Origin of the sequence: Priestia sp. FSL P4-0332 (assembly GCF_038005845.1) — a bacterium.
Lineage (GTDB): Bacteria > Bacillota > Bacilli > Bacillales > Bacillaceae_H > Priestia.
Map to the genome: position 1 here is coordinate 1,837,723 of NZ_JBBOUA010000001.1, position 23,343 is coordinate 1,861,065.

The 23,343-nt window shown below is 34.8% G+C and carries 20 protein-coding genes; 15 read left to right on the forward strand and 5 right to left on the reverse strand.

Going from position 1 to position 23,343, the window contains the following annotated elements:
- Both MKY06_RS09330 and MKY06_RS09335 read left to right on the forward strand, forming a co-directional pair.
- Positions 1–474 (forward strand): DUF3574 domain-containing protein, encoded by a 474-nt coding sequence (locus MKY06_RS09330; RefSeq protein WP_223268916.1) that lies wholly within the window; start codon positions 1–3, stop codon positions 472–474.
- Between the two features lie 1,014 nt (positions 475–1,488).
- Positions 1,489–1,686 (forward strand): IDEAL domain-containing protein, encoded by a 198-nt coding sequence (locus MKY06_RS09335; RefSeq protein ID WP_098278641.1) that lies wholly within the window; start codon positions 1,489–1,491, stop codon positions 1,684–1,686.
- A 188-nt stretch (positions 1,687–1,874) separates the two neighbouring features.
- Here MKY06_RS09335 and MKY06_RS09340 read toward each other — a convergent pair whose 3' ends face one another.
- The gene (locus MKY06_RS09340; protein WP_098287687.1) at positions 1,875–3,308 is read right to left on the reverse strand and encodes an aminotransferase-like domain-containing protein; all 1,434 of its coding nucleotides are present in this window, start codon (positions 3,306–3,308) and stop codon (positions 1,875–1,877) included.
- A 159-nt stretch (positions 3,309–3,467) separates the two neighbouring features.
- On the opposite strand from MKY06_RS09340, the gene MKY06_RS09345 reads away from it, so the two are divergent.
- Positions 3,468–4,424 (forward strand): carbon-nitrogen hydrolase family protein, encoded by a 957-nt coding sequence (locus tag MKY06_RS09345; RefSeq protein ID WP_098278640.1) that lies wholly within the window; start codon positions 3,468–3,470, stop codon positions 4,422–4,424.
- Between the two features lie 385 nt (positions 4,425–4,809).
- On the opposite strand, the gene MKY06_RS09350 is transcribed toward MKY06_RS09345, so the two are convergent.
- Positions 4,810–6,021, reverse strand: a complete 1,212-nt coding sequence (locus tag MKY06_RS09350) for a Zn-dependent hydrolase (RefSeq protein ID WP_098278639.1) — start codon at positions 6,019–6,021, stop codon at positions 4,810–4,812.
- A gap of 5 nt (positions 6,022–6,026) precedes the next feature.
- Positions 6,027–6,722: an L-2-amino-thiazoline-4-carboxylic acid hydrolase gene (locus MKY06_RS09355; RefSeq protein WP_098278638.1), complete on the reverse strand. Its 696-nt coding sequence runs from the start codon at positions 6,720–6,722 to the stop codon at positions 6,027–6,029.
- Between the two features lie 129 nt (positions 6,723–6,851).
- Here MKY06_RS09355 and MKY06_RS09360 point away from each other — a divergent pair, with 129 nt between their 5' ends.
- The 10 genes from MKY06_RS09360 (at position 6,852) to MKY06_RS09405 (ending at position 19,237) form a co-directional block, all read left to right on the forward strand.
- Entirely contained in the window at positions 6,852–7,184 is a 333-nt protein-coding gene (locus MKY06_RS09360) for a LysR family transcriptional regulator (protein ID WP_289913561.1), read from the forward strand.
- Positions 7,133–7,726: a LysR family transcriptional regulator substrate-binding protein gene (locus MKY06_RS09365; protein ID WP_289920581.1), complete on the forward strand. Its 594-nt coding sequence runs from the start codon at positions 7,133–7,135 to the stop codon at positions 7,724–7,726. Before MKY06_RS09360 ends, MKY06_RS09365 begins: the two co-directional genes overlap by 52 nt.
- Before the next feature lie 89 nt (positions 7,727–7,815).
- Entirely contained in the window at positions 7,816–9,276 is a 1,461-nt protein-coding gene (locus MKY06_RS09370) for a sodium/proline symporter (RefSeq protein WP_098278636.1), read from the forward strand.
- A gap of 418 nt (positions 9,277–9,694) precedes the next feature.
- Positions 9,695–11,407: an assimilatory sulfite reductase (NADPH) hemoprotein subunit gene (cysI, locus tag MKY06_RS09375; RefSeq protein WP_289913565.1), complete on the forward strand. Its 1,713-nt coding sequence runs from the start codon at positions 9,695–9,697 to the stop codon at positions 11,405–11,407.
- A 256-nt stretch (positions 11,408–11,663) separates the two neighbouring features.
- On the forward strand, positions 11,664–12,470 hold the full coding sequence (locus MKY06_RS09380) for a uroporphyrinogen-III synthase (protein WP_098287692.1): 807 nt from the start codon (positions 11,664–11,666) through the stop codon (positions 12,468–12,470).
- 52 nt (positions 12,471–12,522) lie between these two features.
- On the forward strand, positions 12,523–13,962 hold the full coding sequence (locus tag MKY06_RS09385; protein WP_098278633.1) for an aminotransferase-like domain-containing protein: 1,440 nt from the start codon (positions 12,523–12,525) through the stop codon (positions 13,960–13,962).
- Positions 13,963–14,530: 568 nt separating this feature from the next.
- Positions 14,531–15,643, forward strand: coding sequence for a histidinol-phosphate transaminase (hisC, locus tag MKY06_RS09390; RefSeq protein WP_098278632.1), 1,113 nt, complete (start codon positions 14,531–14,533; stop codon positions 15,641–15,643).
- Between the two features lie 31 nt (positions 15,644–15,674).
- Entirely contained in the window at positions 15,675–16,970 is a 1,296-nt protein-coding gene (locus MKY06_RS09395; protein ID WP_098278631.1) for an aminotransferase class I/II-fold pyridoxal phosphate-dependent enzyme, read from the forward strand.
- 7 nt (positions 16,971–16,977) lie between these two features.
- The gene (hemQ, locus tag MKY06_RS09400) at positions 16,978–17,721 is read left to right on the forward strand and encodes a hydrogen peroxide-dependent heme synthase (protein ID WP_098278630.1); all 744 of its coding nucleotides are present in this window, start codon (positions 16,978–16,980) and stop codon (positions 17,719–17,721) included.
- Positions 17,722–17,761: 40 nt separating this feature from the next.
- Entirely contained in the window at positions 17,762–19,237 is a 1,476-nt protein-coding gene (locus MKY06_RS09405; RefSeq protein ID WP_098278629.1) for an aminotransferase class I/II-fold pyridoxal phosphate-dependent enzyme, read from the forward strand.
- A 112-nt stretch (positions 19,238–19,349) separates the two neighbouring features.
- On the opposite strand, the gene MKY06_RS09410 is transcribed toward MKY06_RS09405, so the two are convergent.
- A protein-coding gene (locus MKY06_RS09410) for an IS3 family transposase (RefSeq protein WP_340960601.1) occupies positions 19,350–20,500 on the reverse strand; the annotation gives its coding sequence in 2 pieces (ribosomal slippage) (positions 19,350–20,260 and positions 20,260–20,500; 1,152 coding nt in all).
- Between the two features lie 117 nt (positions 20,501–20,617).
- Here MKY06_RS09410 and MKY06_RS09415 point away from each other — a divergent pair.
- The gene (locus tag MKY06_RS09415) at positions 20,618–21,049 is read left to right on the forward strand and encodes a YfmQ family protein (protein ID WP_098278628.1); all 432 of its coding nucleotides are present in this window, start codon (positions 20,618–20,620) and stop codon (positions 21,047–21,049) included.
- 326 nt (positions 21,050–21,375) lie between these two features.
- Here MKY06_RS09415 and MKY06_RS09420 read toward each other — a convergent pair whose 3' ends face one another.
- The gene (locus MKY06_RS09420; RefSeq protein ID WP_013056518.1) at positions 21,376–21,921 is read right to left on the reverse strand and encodes a TetR/AcrR family transcriptional regulator; all 546 of its coding nucleotides are present in this window, start codon (positions 21,919–21,921) and stop codon (positions 21,376–21,378) included.
- A gap of 404 nt (positions 21,922–22,325) precedes the next feature.
- Between MKY06_RS09420 and MKY06_RS09425 the strand changes: the two genes are divergently transcribed.
- On the forward strand, positions 22,326–23,228 hold the full coding sequence (locus MKY06_RS09425) for an alpha/beta hydrolase (protein ID WP_141528261.1): 903 nt from the start codon (positions 22,326–22,328) through the stop codon (positions 23,226–23,228).
- Positions 23,229–23,343: the final 115 nt, after the last annotated feature.

Genomic DNA, 23,343 nt, shown 5'->3' on the forward strand with positions numbered 1-23,343 from the left:
GTGATAAAACTGAAGAATAAATTAGTAATTAAGTTATTAGCATTCCTTATGTTAATTGGGTTATTTGGTTATATAGTATATGCTGAACACCCATCTAAACAAACATCCACTACTCCAGACCAACAATCAAATGTTCTGAGAGGACAATCTTGCCTTGATGATGTTGTAAAAATTTATGTTCCATCTACTTACAATATTGATCAACCTATTGATAATAGCAAATATGTTGACCAATCTTTAGAGAAATTCTCTAATATGTTTGGGGGTGCCACTTCTGATGATGGAACAGGAGCTTGGATAGGAGACAATAAAAAATTAGTTAAGGAAAAGGTAACCATTGTTTATAGCTTCACTGAAAATTTAGATAAGAATAAAATTAATGAAGTTGTAGCGTATGCAAAAGATCTAAGAAAAGAAATGAAGCAATCTTCGATATCTATTGAAGTAAATGGAAGAATGTATTTCATTGAATAAAAGGTCTATAAGGTCAAAAAGCTCTTAGAATAAATTATTCTAAGAGCCTTTCCGATAAGAGACATTATGTAAAATAAAAAGGAGGAACAATACGCAATGAAATTGTCCCTCCAAAGCAGAAAATGAACAAAACATGCTGCATATACAATGTTTTGTCATAAGTCGATAGTATACCATGAGAACGATATCCTATAACCTTTGATACATACATGTATATAAAATGACATATATCGTAGTCCTACTGACATATTGGTCATAAAAAAAGCAGCATTCTGTAATATGGGTCTCTCCCGCCATGAAGCACATGATTTCTTTAATTCAGTTCTATTCTAAGAATTGGGATTAATTAAAGTATCATCTTCTTAGTCAAAGACATGGAGTCAGTTTTCAAGGATTTGTACCTTAAGAATTAATTACATACAAAAAAGAATCCTTTGCTGATATTGGCAAAGGATTTTCAAATTTGACGACGGAATAGGGGGAATATGTTATTAGTGTAGACAGTTTTATAGATTCATATACATGGAGGTTAAAATTTCTAATTTGTCGTCAGCTAGAGTAAACAATAAAACTCTTATTTTTATAAAGAAGTTTATTCTTTTACTTCTATATAAAAAATAAATTATTAAAAATATATAAATGTTAAATAATTACAAATTTTCTTTTTGTGTTTTTATAAATATAAAAAACCCTTTAAAGGTAAATAGAAGATAGTATGGTATATGATAAGAGGTAAAAATCTCTATTGTCTTCATTAAGAGTAAATAATAGAACGTTAATCTTTAAAAGCTAATTTTTATCTTTTCTCTTTAATCAATTAGATAGTAATTAGGTAGTTATATTTTTTTATTCAATTGAAGACATATGAAAAATATCTAAAAGGAATATAGGAGCGTAACCATGCATATTACAACATATTATTCTATGTTTCACTTCATCTATCAACCTTGCATAAAAAGAGTGCAAAAGGGAATACTGTTTGCAAAAGAGAAAAGATAAAGGGGTTGACGTTTTATGGAAAATAATGCACTTAATGAAATGGACCGAGTGGATTCAAATTTACGTGATGAAATGTTGGCTGAACAGTTTTTGGATCAGATGATGAATAACTTCAAAAGAATTAAGATTCTTGAGGAAATTGATCAGTCCTTAAAGAATAAAGATAAAGAGGCTTTTTTACGTTTAACAGAGAAACTTAAATCCATAGCTTGATCAAGGAGATATTTTTATAATAGAAGAAACTCATAAAAAACCTTTACTGTGTTTAATAAAGGTTTTTTCTTTTAAAGGATTAAGCTACATGATCACTTTTAAATATCTAACTAAAACTTATTACAAGAAAAACAGTTGTAAATTTGAATGCCTTTTTTGTATTTTTTAGAACTTATTTAAGTTGAAAATCATATACGAGATAAAATATTAGCGAATTGTAATACAGCACCTTTTATATGTTTTTTCTCTAATCGAGCATACGTAAAACGGACATATCCATCTAGAAAACCATATACACTTCCAGGCATAAATAGAATATTATTTTTTATGCCTTCCTCTACAAGCTTTTCATCACTAATTTTCTGATTTATTTTGCACCAAATATGAAGCCCGCCATTCGGAGCAATAAAGTTAACTTTCTCTCCCAAAATCTCATGTAACGCAGAAATCATCGCATTTCTTCTATCCAATAATTCTTGGGTGAGGACCTTACGGTGAGTTGTATAATCAGCTGATTGTAAAAATTTATTTGCTATTAACTGAGGGAAGATACTTAGTCCAAAATCCATTTGTTGGCGGGCATCTGCTAAGCGACTGATAACCGATTGTGGACCAATTAACCATCCAATTCGTAGACTAGAAGCAACCACTTTAGAAAGAGAACCAATATATAATACATTACCATTGTGATCAAAAGATTTAATTGGAGAATGTTTTTCTTCTTTGAAGGAGAGTAAACCAAACGGATCATCTTCTACAATTGGAATTCCTAACCTTTCGGCAATCTCTATTACTTCTTTTCGACGCTTGTCAGTGAGTACAGTTCCAGTTGGATTCTGATATGTTGGATTTAGAAAAACCATACGAATTTGATGTTTATGATATAAATCCTCTATATCCTGAGGATTAATTCCATTAGGACCAACAGGTAGGCCAAATATACGTAGCCCAGCTGATTGAAATAGTGGAAGTGAATAACAGTAAGAAGGAGATTCGATAGCAACAGCGTCACCAGGACTTAGTAAACACTGAGTAATAAGATACAAAGCCTGTTGAGCACCTGATGTGATAAGAATAGAAGAACTAGTGGTCTTGATATTGTAATTAGTCTTAACATAAGCAGATAATGTCTCACGTAGACCTAAGTGCCCTTGTGGATGCTCATAACTTAAATCATTTGGAAAGGATTCATCAACTAAAGAAGATTGCAGTAATTGAGAGGGGAATAGATCAGACGATAATTCACCACTTGCTAAATCGAATCCATTTTCTAGCTGTTTTGCTGCTTCACGGATACGTTTAATTAAGGGGTATGTAGGTAAAAATGTACTTCCTTCTACATATCTTCTCCAGTTTGTAGATCCTTTAGATAAAACTCCCCATTTATGGGTGCTGACACGTGTACCACTCCCACGTTTTCTTTCCACTAAACCAACTGCATGCAATTTATCATAGACATGTACAATGGTCATGCGGTTAACATTTAATCGTTTAGCTAATTTACGTTCCGACGGTAACAAGGTTCCTGGTGGAAATTCACCATAAGAAATCTTTTGTTCAATGAAATCAAAGACTTGTTGGTACAAAGGCTTATTTGACTGACGATCTACTTTCCACTCCATTTTTATTCACCTCATGTTAATAATTAATTCAGATTATATTTTTTAAAATTGGATTAGTCAATATGTATCCAATTGGATGCATACAAAGAACCTCTTTTTATTTATCATCATATTTAAGATTTATATTAAATGGATTTATTAGAAAGAGGAGGGTTTATTATGACTACACAACAACATAATGTGCGAGTAGCTGTTATTCAAGCTGCTTCAGTTATTATGGATCGAGAAGCAAGTACAGAAAAAGCTATTTCATTAACTCTAGAAGCAGGAGAAAAAGGCGCTAATATCGTGGTATTTCCTGAAGCTTTTATCCCAGCTTACCCAAGGGGACTAGCATTTGGAGCTACAGTTGGAAGTCGTTCTGCAGAAGGAAGAAAAGATTGGCTTCGCTATTGGGAAAATTCGATTCCAGTTCCTAGCGAAACTACGGACAAATTAGGAGAGGCAGCACGTAAAGCTGGTGTTTATCTCGTCATTGGTGTAATTGAAAGAGATAACGAATTTAGTGGTGGGACTCTCTATTGTTCAGTATTATTCTTTGGACCAGATGGAACATTACTTGGCAAACATCGTAAATTAAAACCGACAGGTTCAGAAAGATTAATCTGGGGAGAGGGAGATGGAAGTACACTTCCTGTGTTTGATACACCCTATGGAAAGATAGGAGCATTAATTTGTTGGGAGAATTACATGCCACTAGCAAGGGCAGCGATGTATGCAAAGGGAGTTCAAATTTATATTGCCCCTACAGCAGATTCTCGAGATGTATGGCAATCAACAATTCGTCATATTGCAGTAGAAGGAAGATGCTTTGTTTTATCTTGTAATCAATATGTAAATAAAGACATGTATCCCACTGATTTGGCATGCTATGATGATTTGACTTCTTCTCCTGATGAAATGTGTCCAGGGGGAAGCGCTATTGTCGGTCCTTTAGGTGAGTATATCAAGGAGCCGGTTTTCGGGAAAGAGGAATTGTTAATTACAGATCTTGATTTACGTGAGATTGCCTACAGTCAGTTTGATTTTGACGTAGTAGGACACTACTCAAGACCTGATGTATTTCAACTTGTGGTAAACGAGGAGAAGAAAGAAAACGTAAAGTGGAAAAACTAAAAATGTTTTAAAATGCCACTATCCAAATATGTCTTTTTAAATCAAAGAACAGAATCTCTGATAGTTTTTTCTTTGGTACTTGCTATTTATAATGCCAAATTACAAGCTTATATTTAATAGAGAAACTTAAATCTGTGTCTTAATAAAATAAGCAATATATGTAATAGAAGAAACTCATCAAAAAGAAGCCCTTGTTCTTATATATCAAGACTTATTTTTGATGAGTTTTTTATAACTTCTTTACGAAGTTTTATCAAAACTATTTTCTATTACTACAAATGGAACACCTAATTATTGCTAACTGTTTATAAAAACGAGTAACCCATTGCTCCTAAGGATAGGCAGGTTTCTGGCTTTTTGTTTTTTTGTTCAAATATATATAGTTTTACTTTGCAAGCTCCACTAATGTATCATAAAAAATATTTGTTGCAATGACAATATCCTCATCGGAACTATACTCTAACGGATTATGACTAATCCCACCTTTTGAACGAACGAATAGCATTCCAATTGGTGCTACATTCGCAATATTCATTGCATCATGCCCCGCACCACTTATTAATGGATAAGGTTGTACACCATATTTTTCAATACTACTTGCAAGTTGCTGTTGAAGCAAAGGCGCTGTTTTTGCAGGTTTTACGCGCTGTAAAACTTTCGATGTTACCGTAACATTTCTGCGCTCAGCAACCTTTTGCAGTTGTTCTAAAATGGAATTTTCTAAAGCGTTTATTTTTTGCTCCTCAATATCACGGATATCAACTGTAAAGGTTACTCTACCTGGGATGACATTTACACCGTTTGGTTCTACATTCAGTTTACCTACAGTAGCTACAGAATCGGTTGTGCCATTTAACATTTGTTCAATTGCTAAAATCATTTCACTTGAAGCAGTTAAAGCATCTTGGCGAATTGACATTGGTGTTGCACCTGCATGCTCACTCACGCCTGTAACCGTTACTTCTAGCCATAATGGCGCTGCAATACCTACCACTACACCTACTGGTAATTCTTCATTTTCTAGTACTTTACCTTGTTCAATATGCATTTCTAAGTATGCTTGAATGTCATTACGTTTAACCTTTTCTAAAGGAAGAGGTGACAATTTGAATTGTTTCATCGCTTCTTGAATAGAAATATCCGATGCATCTCTTTTCTGTAATTCCTCATATGTTAGAAGACCAGCCATCGCACGACTACCGATTAAACCAAAACCAAAACGAGTCCCTTCTTCATCTTTAAACGCTACAACTTCAATTTTCTTTGAAAGTGGCAATTGTTGTTCATAAATCGTTTGTACGATTTCGATTGCTGCAAGAACACCTAAAGCACCATCATATTTTCCGCCATCCGGTACTGTATCAATATGAGAGCCTAGCATAATCGTTTCACTTTCTTCACCGTATGTTCCAATAATATTCCCGACTCCATCAACGTTGACAGTCATTCCAGCTTCTTTCATATACGATGTTACTAGCTCGATAGCCTCTTGTTCTTCAGATGTAAAGGAAAAACGATTTATCCCACCTGTTACTTTATTCCGCCCGATTTGACTTAAATCATGAAGACGCTGTAGCAGTCGGTTTACATTAATCATTATACTCACTCTTTCATTTGAAATTGGAAATGACATTGACCCTCACGTAATACGAATTTATCATGTACAACTTCAAAATTTTTATTGTATCCTTTTGCAATGGAAGGATCGATTACTTTACAATAAAGAATACCGTATTTACCCATATTATCATCCGCCCATTGTTGACCAAATGGACATTGGGTAAATGTTTGTTCAACTTCATTCTTTTTGTAAGTTGTATCAATTTCAAATAAATCACTACGTCCCATATCATAGTTCGTTAGATAATTTTCAACAGAATTTTCTAAACCGTTTGTACGCGCACGTTGTGCAATACCTTCACCACGTTTCTTGCCAAAGCGTTCTACTGCTCGCATAATTACCTGTTCGCCTTGCTCACCGTATTCATCAACAACTTGTTTTGCAATTTGTGCAAACATTTTTGAAAAACGTGCGTATGTTGTCAAATCAGCAAATTTCTCTTCTCCTTCAACGATTTGTGGTAAATATTCAAAGAAAGTATGGTTTTCACCTTCTGCCGTTGCCTTTTTCGCCATTATCTCAGCATCTTTTAAACCAAAAACCTCTAATCCTTTTTGAACTAATTCACGCCCATGTTCACCATATTCCTCTGTAATAGAGAGATGCAGTTCAGTGAACATTTTGGCTGTAATAATATCCATAGATAAGGCCTTCATCATTAATTTTTCTTCTGCCATAGTCTCTATCTCTCCTAAAATTCGTATTGATTTACTTGGATTTTATTTTATTATAGAGGGTAGACTAAAATAAATCGAATGAATATTTTTGCAAAGTAATATGAAAAAAATTAATACAAGGAGTTTATTATGGCTACATTAGCTCAATATATTGCATTTCATACACTTATTGATACAGGTAATTTTACAGAAACTGGTTTAAAGCTGAATCTCACACAGTCCTCTATTAGTCATGCTATTAGTAATTTAGAAGCAGAATTAGATCTGTCTCTTATTGTCCGCAATCGAAATAATATCGTTTTGACGAATGAAGGTAAAATAGTTTATGAACATATCTCAAAAATCTTACAAGAACAACAGCATCTAGAGAACACAGTGTCTAATTTAAAGAATCTCATCGGAGGCTCCTTATCGTTGGTACCCTTCCAAGTGTATCCCTTGTTTTATTACCTAAAATATTAGCTTATTTTGAACAACACTATCCTAACTTAAATATCCGATTGATGGAGGGAGATTATGATCAAATCGAGGAGTGGATAAATAATGGAGTTGTGGATGTTGGTTTCTTAGTAGACCCATCTTTAAAAAATCTTGTATTTGATTCTGTTTTTAGTGATGAACTCGTTTGTATTATGGCAAAAGAACATAGGTTAGCAAGTGAGGATAAACTTTACCTAGAACAATTAAAAGATGAACGATGGATTATGCCAAAACGTACAATCGATCGTGATGTTTCACGTATTTTATCTCAAAGTAAGATTTTTCCCAATATTGTTTATGAATTATCTGTTGATCAGGTAATTTTGACGATGGTAAATGAAAACTTAGGTATTTCGATTATGCCGACTTCTTTGTTGATTCATGCACCTAATAACCTCGTTCAAAAAAAATTTTATGAATCATATGTTAGACGCGTTGGAATTGCTCACAAACGTAATATTCACCTTTCTCCAGGTGCTTTAAAATTTGTAGAAATGGCTAAATATTTCGCTTCACATTTGTAAAATAACTATTGACAAATAAAAATTTCCGACATAATATCTGACAAAACCAATTGGTATTGTTTATTTTGATTATATGGAGGAAAAATGTTATGCAAACTGTTGTATATATTGAGATTGCTATATACTTAATTGCTATGCTTGCAATAGGTATTTATTTTAGCAAGAAGGATTTGTCGCACAGTGATTATTTTCTAGGAGGAAACAAGCTTCCTGGCTGGGCGCTTGCATTTTCTGAGCGTGCTACCGGAGAATCAGCTTATATGTTTTTAGGAGCAATTGGATTTATTTATGTAGCTGGTTTATCGGGTATTTGGATTTTATCTGGAATGTTTTTAGGAGTTATTGCTTCATGGTTATTTTTATCAAAACGTTTTATGACAGAACAGCAAAAATATAAGGTGAATAGTTTGACAGACTATATTGCTGTTAAATTCCCTAAACATGCAGATATTATTCGTTGGTTAGCTTCTGGTGTTTTGGTATTATTCTTTGTTTGTTATTTAGCTGCCCAATTTTCAGGTATGGGAAAAACCATTTATTCGTTTTCTGGTTTTAATATCACATGGGGAACAATTATTATTGCTGCAATTATTATTGCATACTCTTGCATGGGTGGATTTATGTCTGTCGTATGGACAGATACTATTCAAAGCTTTTTAATGCTTGCTTCATTCATTATCGTGCCAATTGCAGCTTTCATGGAGATTAAAAATCAAGGATTAAGTATTTCAACTGAGCTTGCTAATATGGGACATGGTGCAGATAGCTGGGTTGGTGGCTTAAACGGAGTTGCCTTAGGAGCTATGCTATTTACAAATCTCTCATGGTTCTTTGGCTGGTTAGGTGGTCAGCCTCAATTAAGCTCTCGTTTTATGGCAATTACCACTGAAAAAGAACGTGTTACAGGTCGAAACATGGCGATTATCTGGACGCTGATTGTCTACATTGGTGCCTTTTTATCTGCAATTTTTGCTTCAACTTTATACAAACAAGGAACAATTGATGATCCAGAGATGATTTTACCTCACATGGTATTCGAAATTTTACCACCATGGATTGCAGGGATAATCGTTGCGGGCATTTTAGCTGCAATTATGTCTACTGCCTCATCACAATTATTAGTTATTACTACTTCCATTAGTGAGGATATAATTCACAAAACACTACGTTGGAATATCTCAAGTAGAAAATTAGTTCACCTTTCACGCCTTGTAGCCGTTATTAGTGGTATCGTTGGTGTCATTATTTCGCTTAAATCCGGCTCTGTTATTTATAGTCTTGTATCCTTTGCATGGGCGGGTATTGGAAATACGTTTTCAGTTATTATCTTATTAATTTTCTTCTGGAAGCGTGTTTCAGGTGTTGGTGTTATCGCAACGATTATTATAGGATTTGTTAGTGCAATTGGTTGGTCACTTTCACCACTTGAAGCAATGGTATCTGCAAAAGCTGCAACATTCTTTATTTGCTTAATTGTTGGCATTGTATTCTCTCTAATTTATCCTGATACAGAAAAAGAAGTACAGATCAAATCTAAATTAGTAAAATAACAAAAATAGGGATGTAAGAATGGTGTTAAGTCAACATTCTTACATCCCTTATTTTTATTTTTTTCAGAATTAAAATTTATCTTTCAGACAACTTTTCTCACTAACAACAAAGGGAGGGATGGCCAAAACAAAGTTGAATTTATATATCGGTTGTTTTGAGCTGAATAGACCATGCAGGTTTTCTGTCTTTGTCAACGATACTTGAACCAAAGCTAAAAATTTAATCAGTTAATTTCCCTGTAAGGAGTTCACTAATTTTAGAACTTCATTTTAAGTGGTTGGTAAAAACATCTCCTTATTGGATGGTCCATTTTATTCCTTTTCTTTTATTATTTAAAGAGAGGGGTATATTGAAACTAAACAAAGAAAACGTCACTACGTGATTGACAGGCTACTTAAATGGAAGGGAGTTTTCAATATGGTGAATCAAATATTAAAAGCGCCAAATGGCCCACCAAGTGATGTAGAACGTATCAAAAGAGAGAGTAACTATTTGCGTGGCTCTCTAGCACAATCAATGCTAGAACCACTTAGCGCAGGGATTTCAGATGATGACAATCGTTTGATGAAATTCCATGGAAGCTATCTACAGGATGACAGAGATTTATGCAATGAACGTCAAAAACAGAAACTTGAACCGGCATATCAATTTATGATACGTGTCCGAAGACCAGGCGGCGTGGCGACACCAAAACAGTGGCTGGTCTTAGATGAACTTGCACAAAAGTATGGCAATGGAACCTTAAAATTATCAACACGCCAAGCATTTCAAATGCATGGGATTCTAAAATGGAATATGAAAAAAACGATTCAAGAAATTGATTCAGTTCTTATGGATACTATTGCAGCCTGTGGTGATGTAAATAGAAATGTAATGTGTAATCCAAATCCTTATCAATCTGAAATTCATGCTGAAGGTTATGAATGGGCTAAACAATTAAGTGATAAGTTACTACCTCGTACTAAAGCGTACCATGAGATTTGGCTTGATGAGGAAAGAGTTTCTGGTACACCTGAGTTAGAAGAAGTAGAACCAATGTATGGTCCACTTTATTTACCGAGAAAATTTAAGATTGGTATTGCGGTTCCACCGTCTAATGATATTGATGTTTTCTCACAAGATATTGGACTTATTGCCATTGTTGAAAACGAGAAACTAGTAGGTTTTAATATAGCTATTGGTGGTGGTATGGGAATGTCCCATGGTGACACTGAAACATACCCTCAACTTGCAAAATTAATAGGTTTTTGTAAGCCAGAACAAATCTATGATGTAGCAGAGAAAGTCATTACAATTCAGCGTGACTATGGTAATCGTTCTGAACGAAAAAATGCCCGATTCAAATATACAGTTGACCGCCTGGGATTAGAAACCGTTAAGAATGAGTTAGAAAATCGCCTTGGCTGGTCATTAGATAAGGTAAGGCCGTATAAATTTGATAGTAACGGTGATCGTTATGGATGGACAAAAGGTATACAAGAAAAATGGAATTTCACTCTGTTTGTTGAGGGTGGTCGTATTGGGGATTTTGAAGACTATAAACTAATGACCGGTTTGCGGGAAATTGCTAAGGTTCATACCGGGGATTTCCGTTTAACTGCTAATCAAAACCTAGTCATTGCTAATGTATCAAACAAGAAAGAAATTAACGAGTTGATTGAACAATATGGTTTAACAGACGGTAAGTATTTCTCAGCACTTCGTCGTAGTTCCTTAGCATGCGTAGCACTCCCAACCTGTGGTTTAGCAATGGCAGAAGCCGAACGCTATTTACCAACTCTTCTCGATAAAATCGAGGTTATTGTTGATGAAAATGGCTTGCGAAATGAAGAAATTACTATTCGTATGACTGGGTGTCCGAATGGATGTGCCCGTCATGCATTAGGGGAAATAGGGTTTATCGGTAAAGCACCAGGCAAATACAATATGTATCTCGGTGCTGCCTTTGACGGTAGTCGTCTAAGTAAAATCTATCGTGAAAATATTGGGGAAAAAGAGATTTTAAACGAATTACGTTCACTTCTTTCTTATTACGCAAAGGAGCGTAATGAGGGAGAGCACTTTGGGGACTTCGTTATTCGTGCAGGCATTGTCAAAGCAACTACAGATGGTACTAATTTTCATATGTAAAATAAAGGAGAGACAGGATTCTATTCCTGTCTCTTCTTTGTAATTTCACCTTATTTAAGAGGGATTTGGTATATTTGTGAAATTACTAACTTAATCTTATATATTAAGTGGATGGCTTATTAAAAGTAAAATTGGATGGTTCTTTTTCTTATAAAGTCTTTAATATAAAAATAAAAGGCTAAATTATTTTAGAGAATAAGACAGTATAAAGTAAATATTAAAGACAGAGAATTTGAAATGAGATGAGGAAAAACAGGTGACAAAGAAATTATCAGCTAAGCGCGTAGTTATTGGAGCTTCACGTAAAACAGAAGAAATAAGTATGTTAATTGAAAAGCAAGGTGGAACGCCTATTATAAGATCTCTTCAAGGAACTGTATTTTTAGCAAAAAAGGAATTAGAAGTAGGTTTACAACAGGTTATAAGTGCCGGAGTAGATTGGGCCATTTTCACGACAGGAATTGGAGTTGAGACACTTTTAACTACAACTGAAGAGTTGGGTATTCAAACTGAGTTTCTTAGAATGATTCGTCATGCTAATGTAGCAACGAGGGGCTACAAAACATTATCTACCCTAAAAAAAATGGACATTAATCCAGTTGCAACAGATGGGGATGGTACTACTCAAAGCTTACTACTCTCTTTAGAGGAGTTCGATTTTAAAGGAAAAAAAGTCATGGTACAACTTCACGGTGAGAAGGCGCCTAGGTTAATTAAGTTTCTTGAAGATAGGGGAGCACATGTATTTAAAGTTTTACCGTATCAACATATTGCTCCTAATTCAGAAATTGTAAAAAAACTATGTAATGAATTAATGAACAACGAAATAGATGCAGTTTGCTTTACCACAGCTATTCAAGTTCGATCTCTTTTTGATTTTGCTAAAGAACATGATTATTACCAAGAAATTCGGCAAGTATTTAAAGAACAAGTTGTAGCTGTTGCAGTGGGGAAAGTAACAGCTGAGGCATTAAAGGAAGAAGAGATTCAAAGAATAATTGTTCCAGAAAAGGAAAGAATGGGTGCTATGATTATAGAACTGTCTCGGTTTTATGCAAACTAATTATTATACAGTAGGGATTTACTGGAGAACTAAGAGTAAGGATGAAGTAAAAATGGATTGGAAACCAGATCGTTCAGATAAAAAACCTATTTATAAACAAATTGCTCATTATATAGAACATGGAATTGCTACAGGAATCTTCTCTCCGGATAGTACGTTACCATCAGAGCGAGCACTTGCGAGTGAATTAGGAGTAAATAGAAGTACTATTATATCAGCGTATGAATACTTACACTCTTTAGGCATTGTTGAGCGAAAAAAAGGTAGTGGAACACGTATAAGTACAAACATTTGGGGAATTTCTCACAAACGAATTCCAAATTGGGGAAGATATGTAGAAGATGGTTCATTTTTACCTAATCTCCCATTGGTTCAAAAAATTCGTACAGAAACACAAAAAGATAATTTTATTAATTTGGCAAGTGGTGAGTTAGCACCTCATCTATTTCCAACTATTCAATTTCGTGAAATTCTTTCTCGACAACCATTCATGGAGAATTTAGGATATGATCATCCTCAGGGGAATGAACTTTTAAGGGAAACGATTTCTCAACATGTAAAACAGTATAAAAATATAGATACAAATTCTTCTTCTATTCTTATTACTTCGGGTGCACAACAAGCACTTCACCTTATTGTTCAGTGCTTATTAAAGCCAGGGGATGCTGTGGCAATTGAGGATCCGTCTTATTGCTTTTCTCTTCCTATTTTTCAATCCGCAGGGCTTCGAACTTTTTTATTACCTGTAGATAAGGACGGGGTGAATCCTAATGATCTTATATCATTGCATAAAAAGCATCGCATTCGAATGATTTTCTTAAATCCTGATTATCAAAACCCAACAGGGACGGTTCTTTCTACACCTCGTCGTAAAAAAATATTAGAACTGTCATCTGAATTAGGTATTCCTATTGTTGAGGATGATCCTTATACGTTAACCACTTTTGATGGAGAAGTGAATCAAACATTGAAGTCAATGGACTCTAATGGAAATGTTCTTTATATTAGTTCTTTATCCAAAATTGTTGCCTCAGGGCTAAGAATTGGTTGGATTATAGGTCCTCAGTCAGTGATTCAAAGACTCGCTGATGCTAAGCAACAAGTTGATTTTGGACACAGTGTTTTTCCACAATGGGTTGCAAACCAATTTTTAAGTTCATCATATTTTTCCGAGCATATTCTTACTATTAGAAAAAACCTTAAACTTCAAAGAGATGAACTAGCTAATAGTCTTCATGAACTTTTAAGTGATGAAATGGAATTTTATATGCCAAATGGTGGGATTCATATGTGGTGTAAAATAAATAAGCCTATCCATGAAGGGCGTCTGCTCGAAGAATCGCTAAAGAAAGGCATAGCTTTTGTTCCAGGGACTATTTTTGGTTCCCAAAAGGGATATGTACGCTTCACTTTTGGACGAGAAAAAGTTGAATCAATTAGAGAAGGTATTCTTAGGTTTGAAGATGCTTTAAAAAGCGTAACTAACACATAAATTTTCTTAAGCATGTTACTTTTTAGATGAACACTGGCTTGATTCAATAATATTTTTATGTAAAGTATTAATCAAGCCAATAAATATGCCACGTAGAAATTATATAAAGGCCAAAATGATTCATGATAAATTCATGAGTCATTTTTTTTCTCAAAAATGTTAATTTTGAAAAGAGATTTTGAAAAAGTGGTTGGTTAAATTAACTCATAATTGGATGGTTCTTTTTCTTTTATATTCTTTATTATAAAAAGAAAGGCCATAAATGTTTATTTACTATCGCTCCTTCCCAAAGTAATTTACAGGAGTCTAACTGAATTGAAATAAAGGTAACTATAGATTATATCGAGGGATAGTAAAGCCTGCTTATTTAGCTTATATAACTCTAGCGAGAGCTTTATTTAACTTGCGCTCAAACTTATGTTAAGTATGTTCCAAAGTATATCTTTCAAAATCATGTGAATTACTTCACAATAAAATTAGTTTAAAGATAATTTTATTCAAAAACGAAGTGAATTGTCACCTATTTATGAATTTAAAATGAGTAAATTTTCTAGAAGGAGCCTTAAAAATGTCCATTCATCAAACTATACAAGCACGTAAAGTATTAGAACACATTCAGCCATATTCGCCAGGCAAACCTGTTTGGGAAGTACAAGAAGAGTTAGGGCTAGACCAAGTAATTAAAGTAGCCTCTAATGAAAATCCTTTAGGACCGTCTCCTAAAGCACTTGAAGCTATTTTAGTAAGCCTAACAGGAATTAACCGTTACCCAGACGCGAATGCTACAGATCTTAAGAGGAAAATTGCTATTCGTTCTAATCTATTACCAGAGCAAATCATTGTGACAAATGGAGCTGACGAATTAATTACTTTGATTTCTGAAACGTTCTTGAACTTAGACGATGAAATCATTGTTCCTTCTCCTTCTTTCAGTGAGTATGACTTCGGTGCCTACTTAATGGGAGCTAAAGTTGTGGGTGTCCCTTTGGTAGAGCACTACCAATATAATGTTGAATCCATCCTTTCAGCTGTGACTCAGCGAACAAAAATTGTTTACCTTTGTTCTCCGAATAATCCAACAGGTACTTACTTATCAAAGAAGCATTTACATATATTGCTAGATTCTTTACCAAAGCACGTACTAGTTGTATTTGATGGAGCATATAGTCACTACGCGACAGCTGATGATTACACAGATGGAATTGAATATGTTAAATTAGGCTATCCAATTATTGTGTTACAAACTTTTTCTAAGATATATGGTCTTGCAGGCGTTCGAATTGGTTTTGGACTTGCGCCAGAAGCTATTGTCCAAAATATTCTAAAAGTAAAAGAACCATTCAACGTTAATACTTTAGCTCAAGCAGCAGCCACAGCAGCCATAAATGACGATAAGCATGTTGAAGCCTCTCAAGGAGCCAACACACTAGGGCGCTTACAATTGTATGAAGGCTTTTCTAAACTTGGATTATCTTATACAGAGAGCATGAGTAATTTCGTACTTGTTAGGGTTGGACCAAAAGCAAAAGACGTTTATGAAGAACTTCTTTCTAAAGGAATTATCGTTCGGTACGGAGACACATGGGGACTGGAGGAATATATCAGAATTTCAGTAGGTAAGCCAAAAGAAAATGATACTTTACTTAAAGCAATGGCTTCTGTTTTACAAGAGACGTGTTAACAATAATTTTATTTGTAAGGGGGAAGTTTTCATGCACGATATTGCTAAAAACCTAAACAACGTAATAAAAAGTGAAAATCCTTTTATTTATGACATGCTGTCAGACTTAGGTAAAAACTTATATAACCAGAAAGGTATTTTGAGTCAAAGTTCTGAAGCAAGCAAGCGAGCTTATCGATTTAATGCCACAATTGGGATTGCAACTGAAGAACATGAACCTATGCATTTTCAACATATACAAGATCATTTTATAGGATATGCTCCTGAAGATATCTATCCATATGCTCCTCCAGCTGGAAAACAATTATTGAGAGAGTTATGGAATGAAAAATTACTAATAGACAACCCATCCTTACACGATAAAAATTTTGGACTCCCAATCGTTACAAGTGCCTTAACTCATGGACTTAGTATTGCAGCAGACCTATTTGCAAATCCAGAGGATTCTGTAATCGTTCCGGATAAATACTGGGGGAACTATCAGTCAATCTTTCATGTTCGAAGAGGGGCGAATTTATTAACTTATCAACTGTTTAATAAGGAGAGACGATTCAATACTTCATCTTTTAAAGAAATCTTATTAAATCAAAAATCGAAAGGTAAAGCTATTGTACTTTTAAATTTCCCTAACAACCCTACAGGTTATACACCAGGTGCCAAGGAAGTTGAAGAAATCATTGCTGTTCTAAATGAAGCAGCTGAAGCAGGGATTAGTATTGTTGCTATTTTAGATGATGCCTACTTTGGATTGTTTTATGAAGACTCTATTAAAGAATCTTTATTTGGCCAATTAGCTAGTCTACACCAAAATATTTTACCTATTAAGGTAGACGGAGCAACAAAAGAAAACTATGTTTGGGGACTAAGAGTTGGATTCATTACCTATGGGTCTTCTAGCCCTGTCATTCTAGATGCATTAGAACAAAAAACAACCGGCCTTATACGTGGAACTATTTCAAGCAGTTCCCATTTATCCCAGACTGTCATCTTACGATCTTTACAATCACAGGAATTTGAACAAGAGAAACATCAAAAGTTTCAGCTAATGAAGGAACGGGCGAAAAAAGTAAAAGAAGTATTGAATGGTGAAAAATATGATAAATACTGGTCATATTATCCGTTTAATTCCGGTTATTTCATGTGTTTACAACTTAAAAAGATAAACGCAGAAAAGCTTAGGGTACACTTATTAAATCAATATGGGGTAGGCACCGTTGCGATAAGTTCCACAGATTTAAGAGTTGCTTTCTCTTGTGTAGAAGAACACGAAATAGAGGAGCTATTTAATCTAATATATAAAGGCGCTGAAGATTTAGCTAAGGAGTGAGACAACTATGAATCAGTCAGTTCAAACTTTAGATGGCTGGTATTGTCTGCAAGTTTTTTATAAATTCAATTGGAAAACGTGGAAATTACTATCTAGTGACGAACGACAAGTTGCTCTTGATGAATTTATAAAGATGAGAGAAACATGGCATATCACTGAAGATAAAAAAGAAGGCAGCTTTGGTGTATTCCAGGTTACTGGCCATAAAGCAGATATCATGTTGATGTTCCTTCGATCAAATATGGAAGAACTTAATGATATTGAAAATTCTTTGAATAAGACTAAATTAGCTAGGTATATGGTACCAGCTACTTCTTATGTATCTGTAGTAGAGCTAAGTAATTATTTAGCTAAAGGTGAAAATCCATACGAGAATCCTAAGATTCAGGCACGGTTATATCCTATCTTACCTGACACAAAATATATATGCTTCTACCCCATGAATAAACGTCGTCAAGAGAACGATAATTGGTATGTACTACCGATAGAAGAACGTAATCAGATGATGCGAAGTCATAGTATGATTGGGCGAAGTTATGCTGGAAAAGTCAAACAAATTATTTTAGGTTCGGTTGGTTTAGATGATTTTGAATGGGGAGTAGCGTTATTTGCTGATGACGTTCTTCAGTTCAAAAAACTAATATATGAAATGCGGTTTGATGAAGTAAGTGCCCGTTACGGTGAATTTGGTTCTTTTTTTGTGGGACAAACACTTTCTAAAGAAAAAATTACACGTCTATTGCACATATAATTAAAAACAACATTAGATAAACTAAGAGGTGTATTAAAGATTGTATTCTCAATTTCAAACTCCATTATTTACAGCACTACTAGAACATGCAAACAAAAATCCAATCCAATTCCATATTCCAGGTCATAAAAAAGGAAATGGAATGGATCCTGAATTCAAGGAATTTATTGGTGAAAATGCACTTTCTATCGATTTAATTAATATTGCTCCGTTGGATGACTTACATCAGCCAAGGGGAATTATTAAACAGGCACAAGATTTGGCGGCTGAAGCGTTCGGTGCAGATCATACATTCTTTTCTATCCAAGGTACAAGTGGTGTGATTATGGCAATGATTATGTCTGTATGTGGGCCTGGCGATAAAATTATTGTGCCTCGTAACGTACACAAATCCATTATGAGTGGAATTGTACTTTCAGGTGCTACACCTATATTTATTTACCCTCAGGTAGATCCTGACCTTGGTATTTCACATGGGGTCCCGCCTGAATCTATTGAAAAAGCATTAAAACGACATCCAGATGCAAAAGCTGTACTTGTTATTAATCCTACGTACTTTGGAATCGCAGGGGATTTGAGAAAGATTGTAGAAATTACTCATTCCTATAATATTCCTGTACTTGTAGACGAAGCGCATGGTGTGCATATTCATTTTCATAATGCATTGCCTCTTTCTGCAATGCAAGCAGGGGCTGATATGGCAGCTACCAGCGTGCATAAGCTAGGAGGGTCAATGGCACAAAGTTCTATATTAAATATACAGGGGACACTTGTTTCGACAAAACGTATACAAGCTATTTTAAGTATGTTGACAACAACTTCTACTTCTTATATATTACTTGCTTCACTGGATACAGCAAGAAAATCTTTAGCAACAGAAGGACAAGCATTACTAGAAGATACTATTCGTATGGCAGAAAAAACCCGTAATCAAATTAATAGAATTGAGCACCTTTATTGCGCAGGAAGTGAAATTTTAGGTACATCTGCAACCTTTGCCATAGATCCAACAAAGCTTGTTATTTCAGTGAAAGAATTGGGTGTTACAGGGTATGCTGTAGAGAAATGGCTTCGTGAGAAGTTTAATATTGAAGTGGAACTGTCTGATCTTTATAACATTCTTTGCATTATCACACCGGGTGATAAGGAAGAGGATGTCTTAAGACTTGTCCATGCCTTAAAAGAACTGTCGAGAGAGTTTAAGCATCAATCAGATACCGATATAAATACTGATGTTCTATTGCCAGAAATTCCATTACTTGCTTTAACACCTAGGGATGCTTTCTATGCGGAAACAGAAGTGGTTCCCTTCGAAGAATCAATTGGAAGAATTATTGCTGAATTTGTGATGGTTTATCCACCAGGTATACCGATTTTTATCCCTGGTGAAATCATTACAGAAGAGAATGTACTATATACTAAAAAAAATATAGAAGCCGGTCTTCCTGTACAAGGTGCTGAAGACCTTAACTTAAAGTTCATACACGTTTTAAAAGAGCATCGAGCTCTCAAATAATATTAACGTTACCCTTTTTAGGTTCTATAGAGTTTATAAAGCTAAATGAGAAACTTACTAGAAAATAAGTCATGGATTTGAGTCAATAATTTGGACACAAAAAAGTTAAGTCTTAAGCTATTTTTCTCATTTGATCCTCAATTGCTTGAGGGGTTTGATAGCCGAGGCTACTATGGATTCTGTTTCGGTTATACCATCCTTCTATAAACTGAAATATGGCTAATTTTGCAGCTGAATAGTCTGTGTATTGCGTATGATACACTTCTTCTTTCTTTAATATGGCATGAAATGACTCTATGCAGGCATTATCATAAGGGCAGCCTTTCTGGCTGAAAGACTGCTTCATCTCGTATTCGTGGACATGCTGAGTAAACTCACTACTGGTGTATTGTGAGCCAAGATCCGTATGAAGAAGTAAGCCCTTTTCGGGCTTTTGAGCAGTGTAAGCGTTCCTAAGTGCTTCTATAACCAGTTCGGATGTCATGGAACGGGAAAAAGAATAGCCAACGATTTTTTTAGAATGCAAATCTAATACAGATGCCAAATAGCACCAACCGTCTCTTACTGTAGGGATATACGTAATATCTGCCACCCATTTCTCGTTAATGGTCTGTGTAGAGAAATCTCGTTTTAACAGATTATCTAGCTGTATAACCTTTTCTTTTGACGGATAAGGACGGTATTTTTTCTTTGTGATCGAACGAATTCCTGCTTTTTTCATTAAGCGTTGAACGCGTTTTAGGCTTAGGTAACACCCGTTATTTACTAAGGTCTGATGAATTTTTGGGGCACCATAACGCGCTCTACTTTTCACATGAATTCGTTGGATTTCTTTCGTCAGCTTCTGGTTTTCCTGTTGGCGGTTTGATACCGTCTTCTTGAACGAGTGGTAGTAGCTACTTCTTGGAATCGTTAACACTTCGCACATTTTCTGAACGCTGTATTGCCCTTTATATTTCTCGATAAAATGGTTGAGCTCTGCTTCTGTCACTTTTTCGCGAATATGGCCATAGCCTTTTTTAGAATGTCTAGTTCTTGTTTTAACCGAAGGTTTTCCTTCTGAATGTCAGCTAATTCTTTGGGTGTTAGAGAGCCTTCCTCTGAGTTGATAGGTGTAAAGGCCTTCACCCATTTATAGATTGTTACTTCTGATACGCCATATTCGCTGCTTAAATCTTTAACCGAGTTTCCTGCATGATATAAATCCACAATCGTTTTCTTAAACTCATCATTATATGTTTTGCCTGCACGTTTACGTTCCATTTCGGACACATCCTCTCAAAAGTCATTGTAAGGACTTAATTAAATGGTGTCCATGAAACTATACTAACTCCAGTCATGTAATAATATTTAGAATGTAATTAACGGAGATGAATGAAGATGACATGGATTGTAGTACTTTCAATAATTGTTGCAAGTGCTCTAAAATTATTAATAACAACTATGCCAACCCCAGTAGTTAAGTGGTTTCTCGGAAAATTCGAACTCCACTCTAAACTTGACCCCTCTCATGTAAGTATTACAAAGGCTGGGAAAATATTAGAGGGTGAAGAGAAAGAGAATTTTATTGCTAATTTTAATAAAGCAACTTTTCTAGAGAAATATTATGTGCATTCAGGTAATGAACAATACTTTTTACATCCTGAAAATGCTAAAACCCCTTATGTTATTGATACTAAAAGAGGGAAAAACAATGTTAAATTGTCTGTTTATAGTTATAAAGACCGTGTAGACGTAGTTAAGCAATATAAGAAGAAAATAGAAGCGTATAGCTTGCTTTCTGACCCTCTTCAACAAGAAGCCGTGTCTTAGCTTAAAAAGATCGTCTCTGGTTTAGTTAGGCATCAACCTAATTCTTATTCTATTTGCATTACTCAAACAACTAGCAGAAAAAACTACCTCCTCCCCGATGGTAGTTTATTCGCTGTTTTTAAGTGTATATGATATACAAATTTAGTTAACATAATGTGCTTTATCGGCACAAAAAATCCTTATATTAATACATAAGGATTTTTTGGCATTTACCGTTTTAATTATCTTAACCAATTGTTCATACACAGCAACAAAAAAAGTCTATGTGTTGCTGCTGTTTTCCTTCTATGTTAATCACCTTTTGTAATATATAGAAGCTCTTATAACTACAGATTTCTATCTAATAACGTCCCCAGTTGTTCTGCTACAACTTCAGGTGGATCAGGCATTCCTTTCATGAAATAGGTTTCCACTACTCCTACGATAGCTGATCCAAAGAAGGTAAGAATCATGGTTTCACTGAAGCCTTGATTTTTACCTTCAGTGATATCTACGTCATTCTTTAATTCTTCAATAACGAATTCTAAGAAATGTTTACGAAAAGCAAAAGCTCCTTTCCCTGTTAACATCGTCGAAAAGAATAAATAATGGCTTTCAAAGTATTCGAACCAAATAACGTTGGCTTCTTTAAAGCTTAGTTCAGATACTGATTCACACAAATTTCTAAGCTTACGAATATGTTCTTCAATTATTTTATCTAATAAATCAAACTTATCTAGATAATGAAGATAGAACGTTCTATTTCCTACATTCGCTCCATTGCAAATATCCTTTACCGTAATTTTATCAAAATCTTGTTCTGACATAAGTTCCATAAAAGCGTTTTTTATGGCTTCTTGAGATTTAAGTATTCTTCTATCGATTTTAGTCATGGTCATCGTCACCAAACTTTCTTAAAAATTAATACACAGTTTAAATTCATTCGTGCATTAATGCGTGAATTCATCGAAATTGACGTTTGAAAACATCCTGTTTTCCTTTTATATTATATACATAGAAGAAATAATACATCAATGTGCATTATTTCTTTCGCGTGTTATTTAACACCTACAGCATAATAAAACAGAAAATCTCAATGAAAGAAGGGATAGGAATTTCAAAAAGAAGTGATTAACTAACGTACCTTCTATGTAGATTACTTAAAAGACATGGTTGTCGTTATAGTTACTAACAAATTAGGCTTTAATCAAAATAAATGTGGTCAAAAAAGCAATAATTTCTTCAATATATAGGCTGTGAAATAGGAGTTAAATTTATGGGAAAAGGAGAAATAAACATGAAAAAATCAGTAACGTTTAAAAATAATATTTTAAATATGGTAGGGAACCTTTATTTACCAGAAGGATTTGACGAAAGTAAAAAATATTCTGGGATTGTTGTTGTACATCCTGGTGGAGGAGTAAAAGAACAGACTGCAGGGATATATGCACAAAAGCTTTCTGACAATGGTTTTGTTGCGTTAGCATTTGACGCATCTTGTCAGGGAGAGAGCGAGGGAAAACCACGTTTTCTAGAAGACCCGTATGCCCGAGTGGAAGATGTGCGTTGTGCAGTAGATTATTTGACGACTCTTGCGTATGTTGATCAAGAAAAGATTGGAGCACTTGGTATTTGTGCGGGTGGCGGTTATGTTGTAGCTGCAGCTCCAACTGAACGCCGCATCAAAGCAGTAGCGACTGTGAGTGCAGTGGATATCGGTGCTATGTTCCGAGGAGAAGCGAGCGTTGAAACACAATTACAAACACTTGAGGCAGTTGCGAAGCAGCGTACTGCAGAAGCAAATGGAACAGAAGTGAATCTACAAACTTGGGCGCCTGATACGCTGGAAGAAATTGATGAAAATACACCTGTGCTTATGCGTGAAGCTTATGACTACTATAGAACAGCTAGAGCACAGCATCCTAATTCTACGAATCGATTCAAATTTACAAGCGTTGACAAAATCATGTCATTCTCGGCAAGTAGCCAAATTAGCATCTACCTGACTCAACCTATGTTATTGATTGTAGGGACTGAAGCTGATACACGCGGTTACAGCGACCAATTCTACGCATTGTCGAATGGACCAAAGGAATTGTTCGAAGTTGAGGGTGCAACGCATATTGCTATGTATGATATCCCAGAATATGTAGGTCAAGCTGTACCTAAATTAACAGATTTCTTTGGCAAGAATCTTTAAAAAATAAGATGCAACTTGTTCAAAAAAAACAGAAGGTTTGTATCATTAAGAATAAAGCCGTTTTCCTAGTTATTTTAGGAAAACGGCTTTATTTTGGTTCAAATAAGAAGCTGAA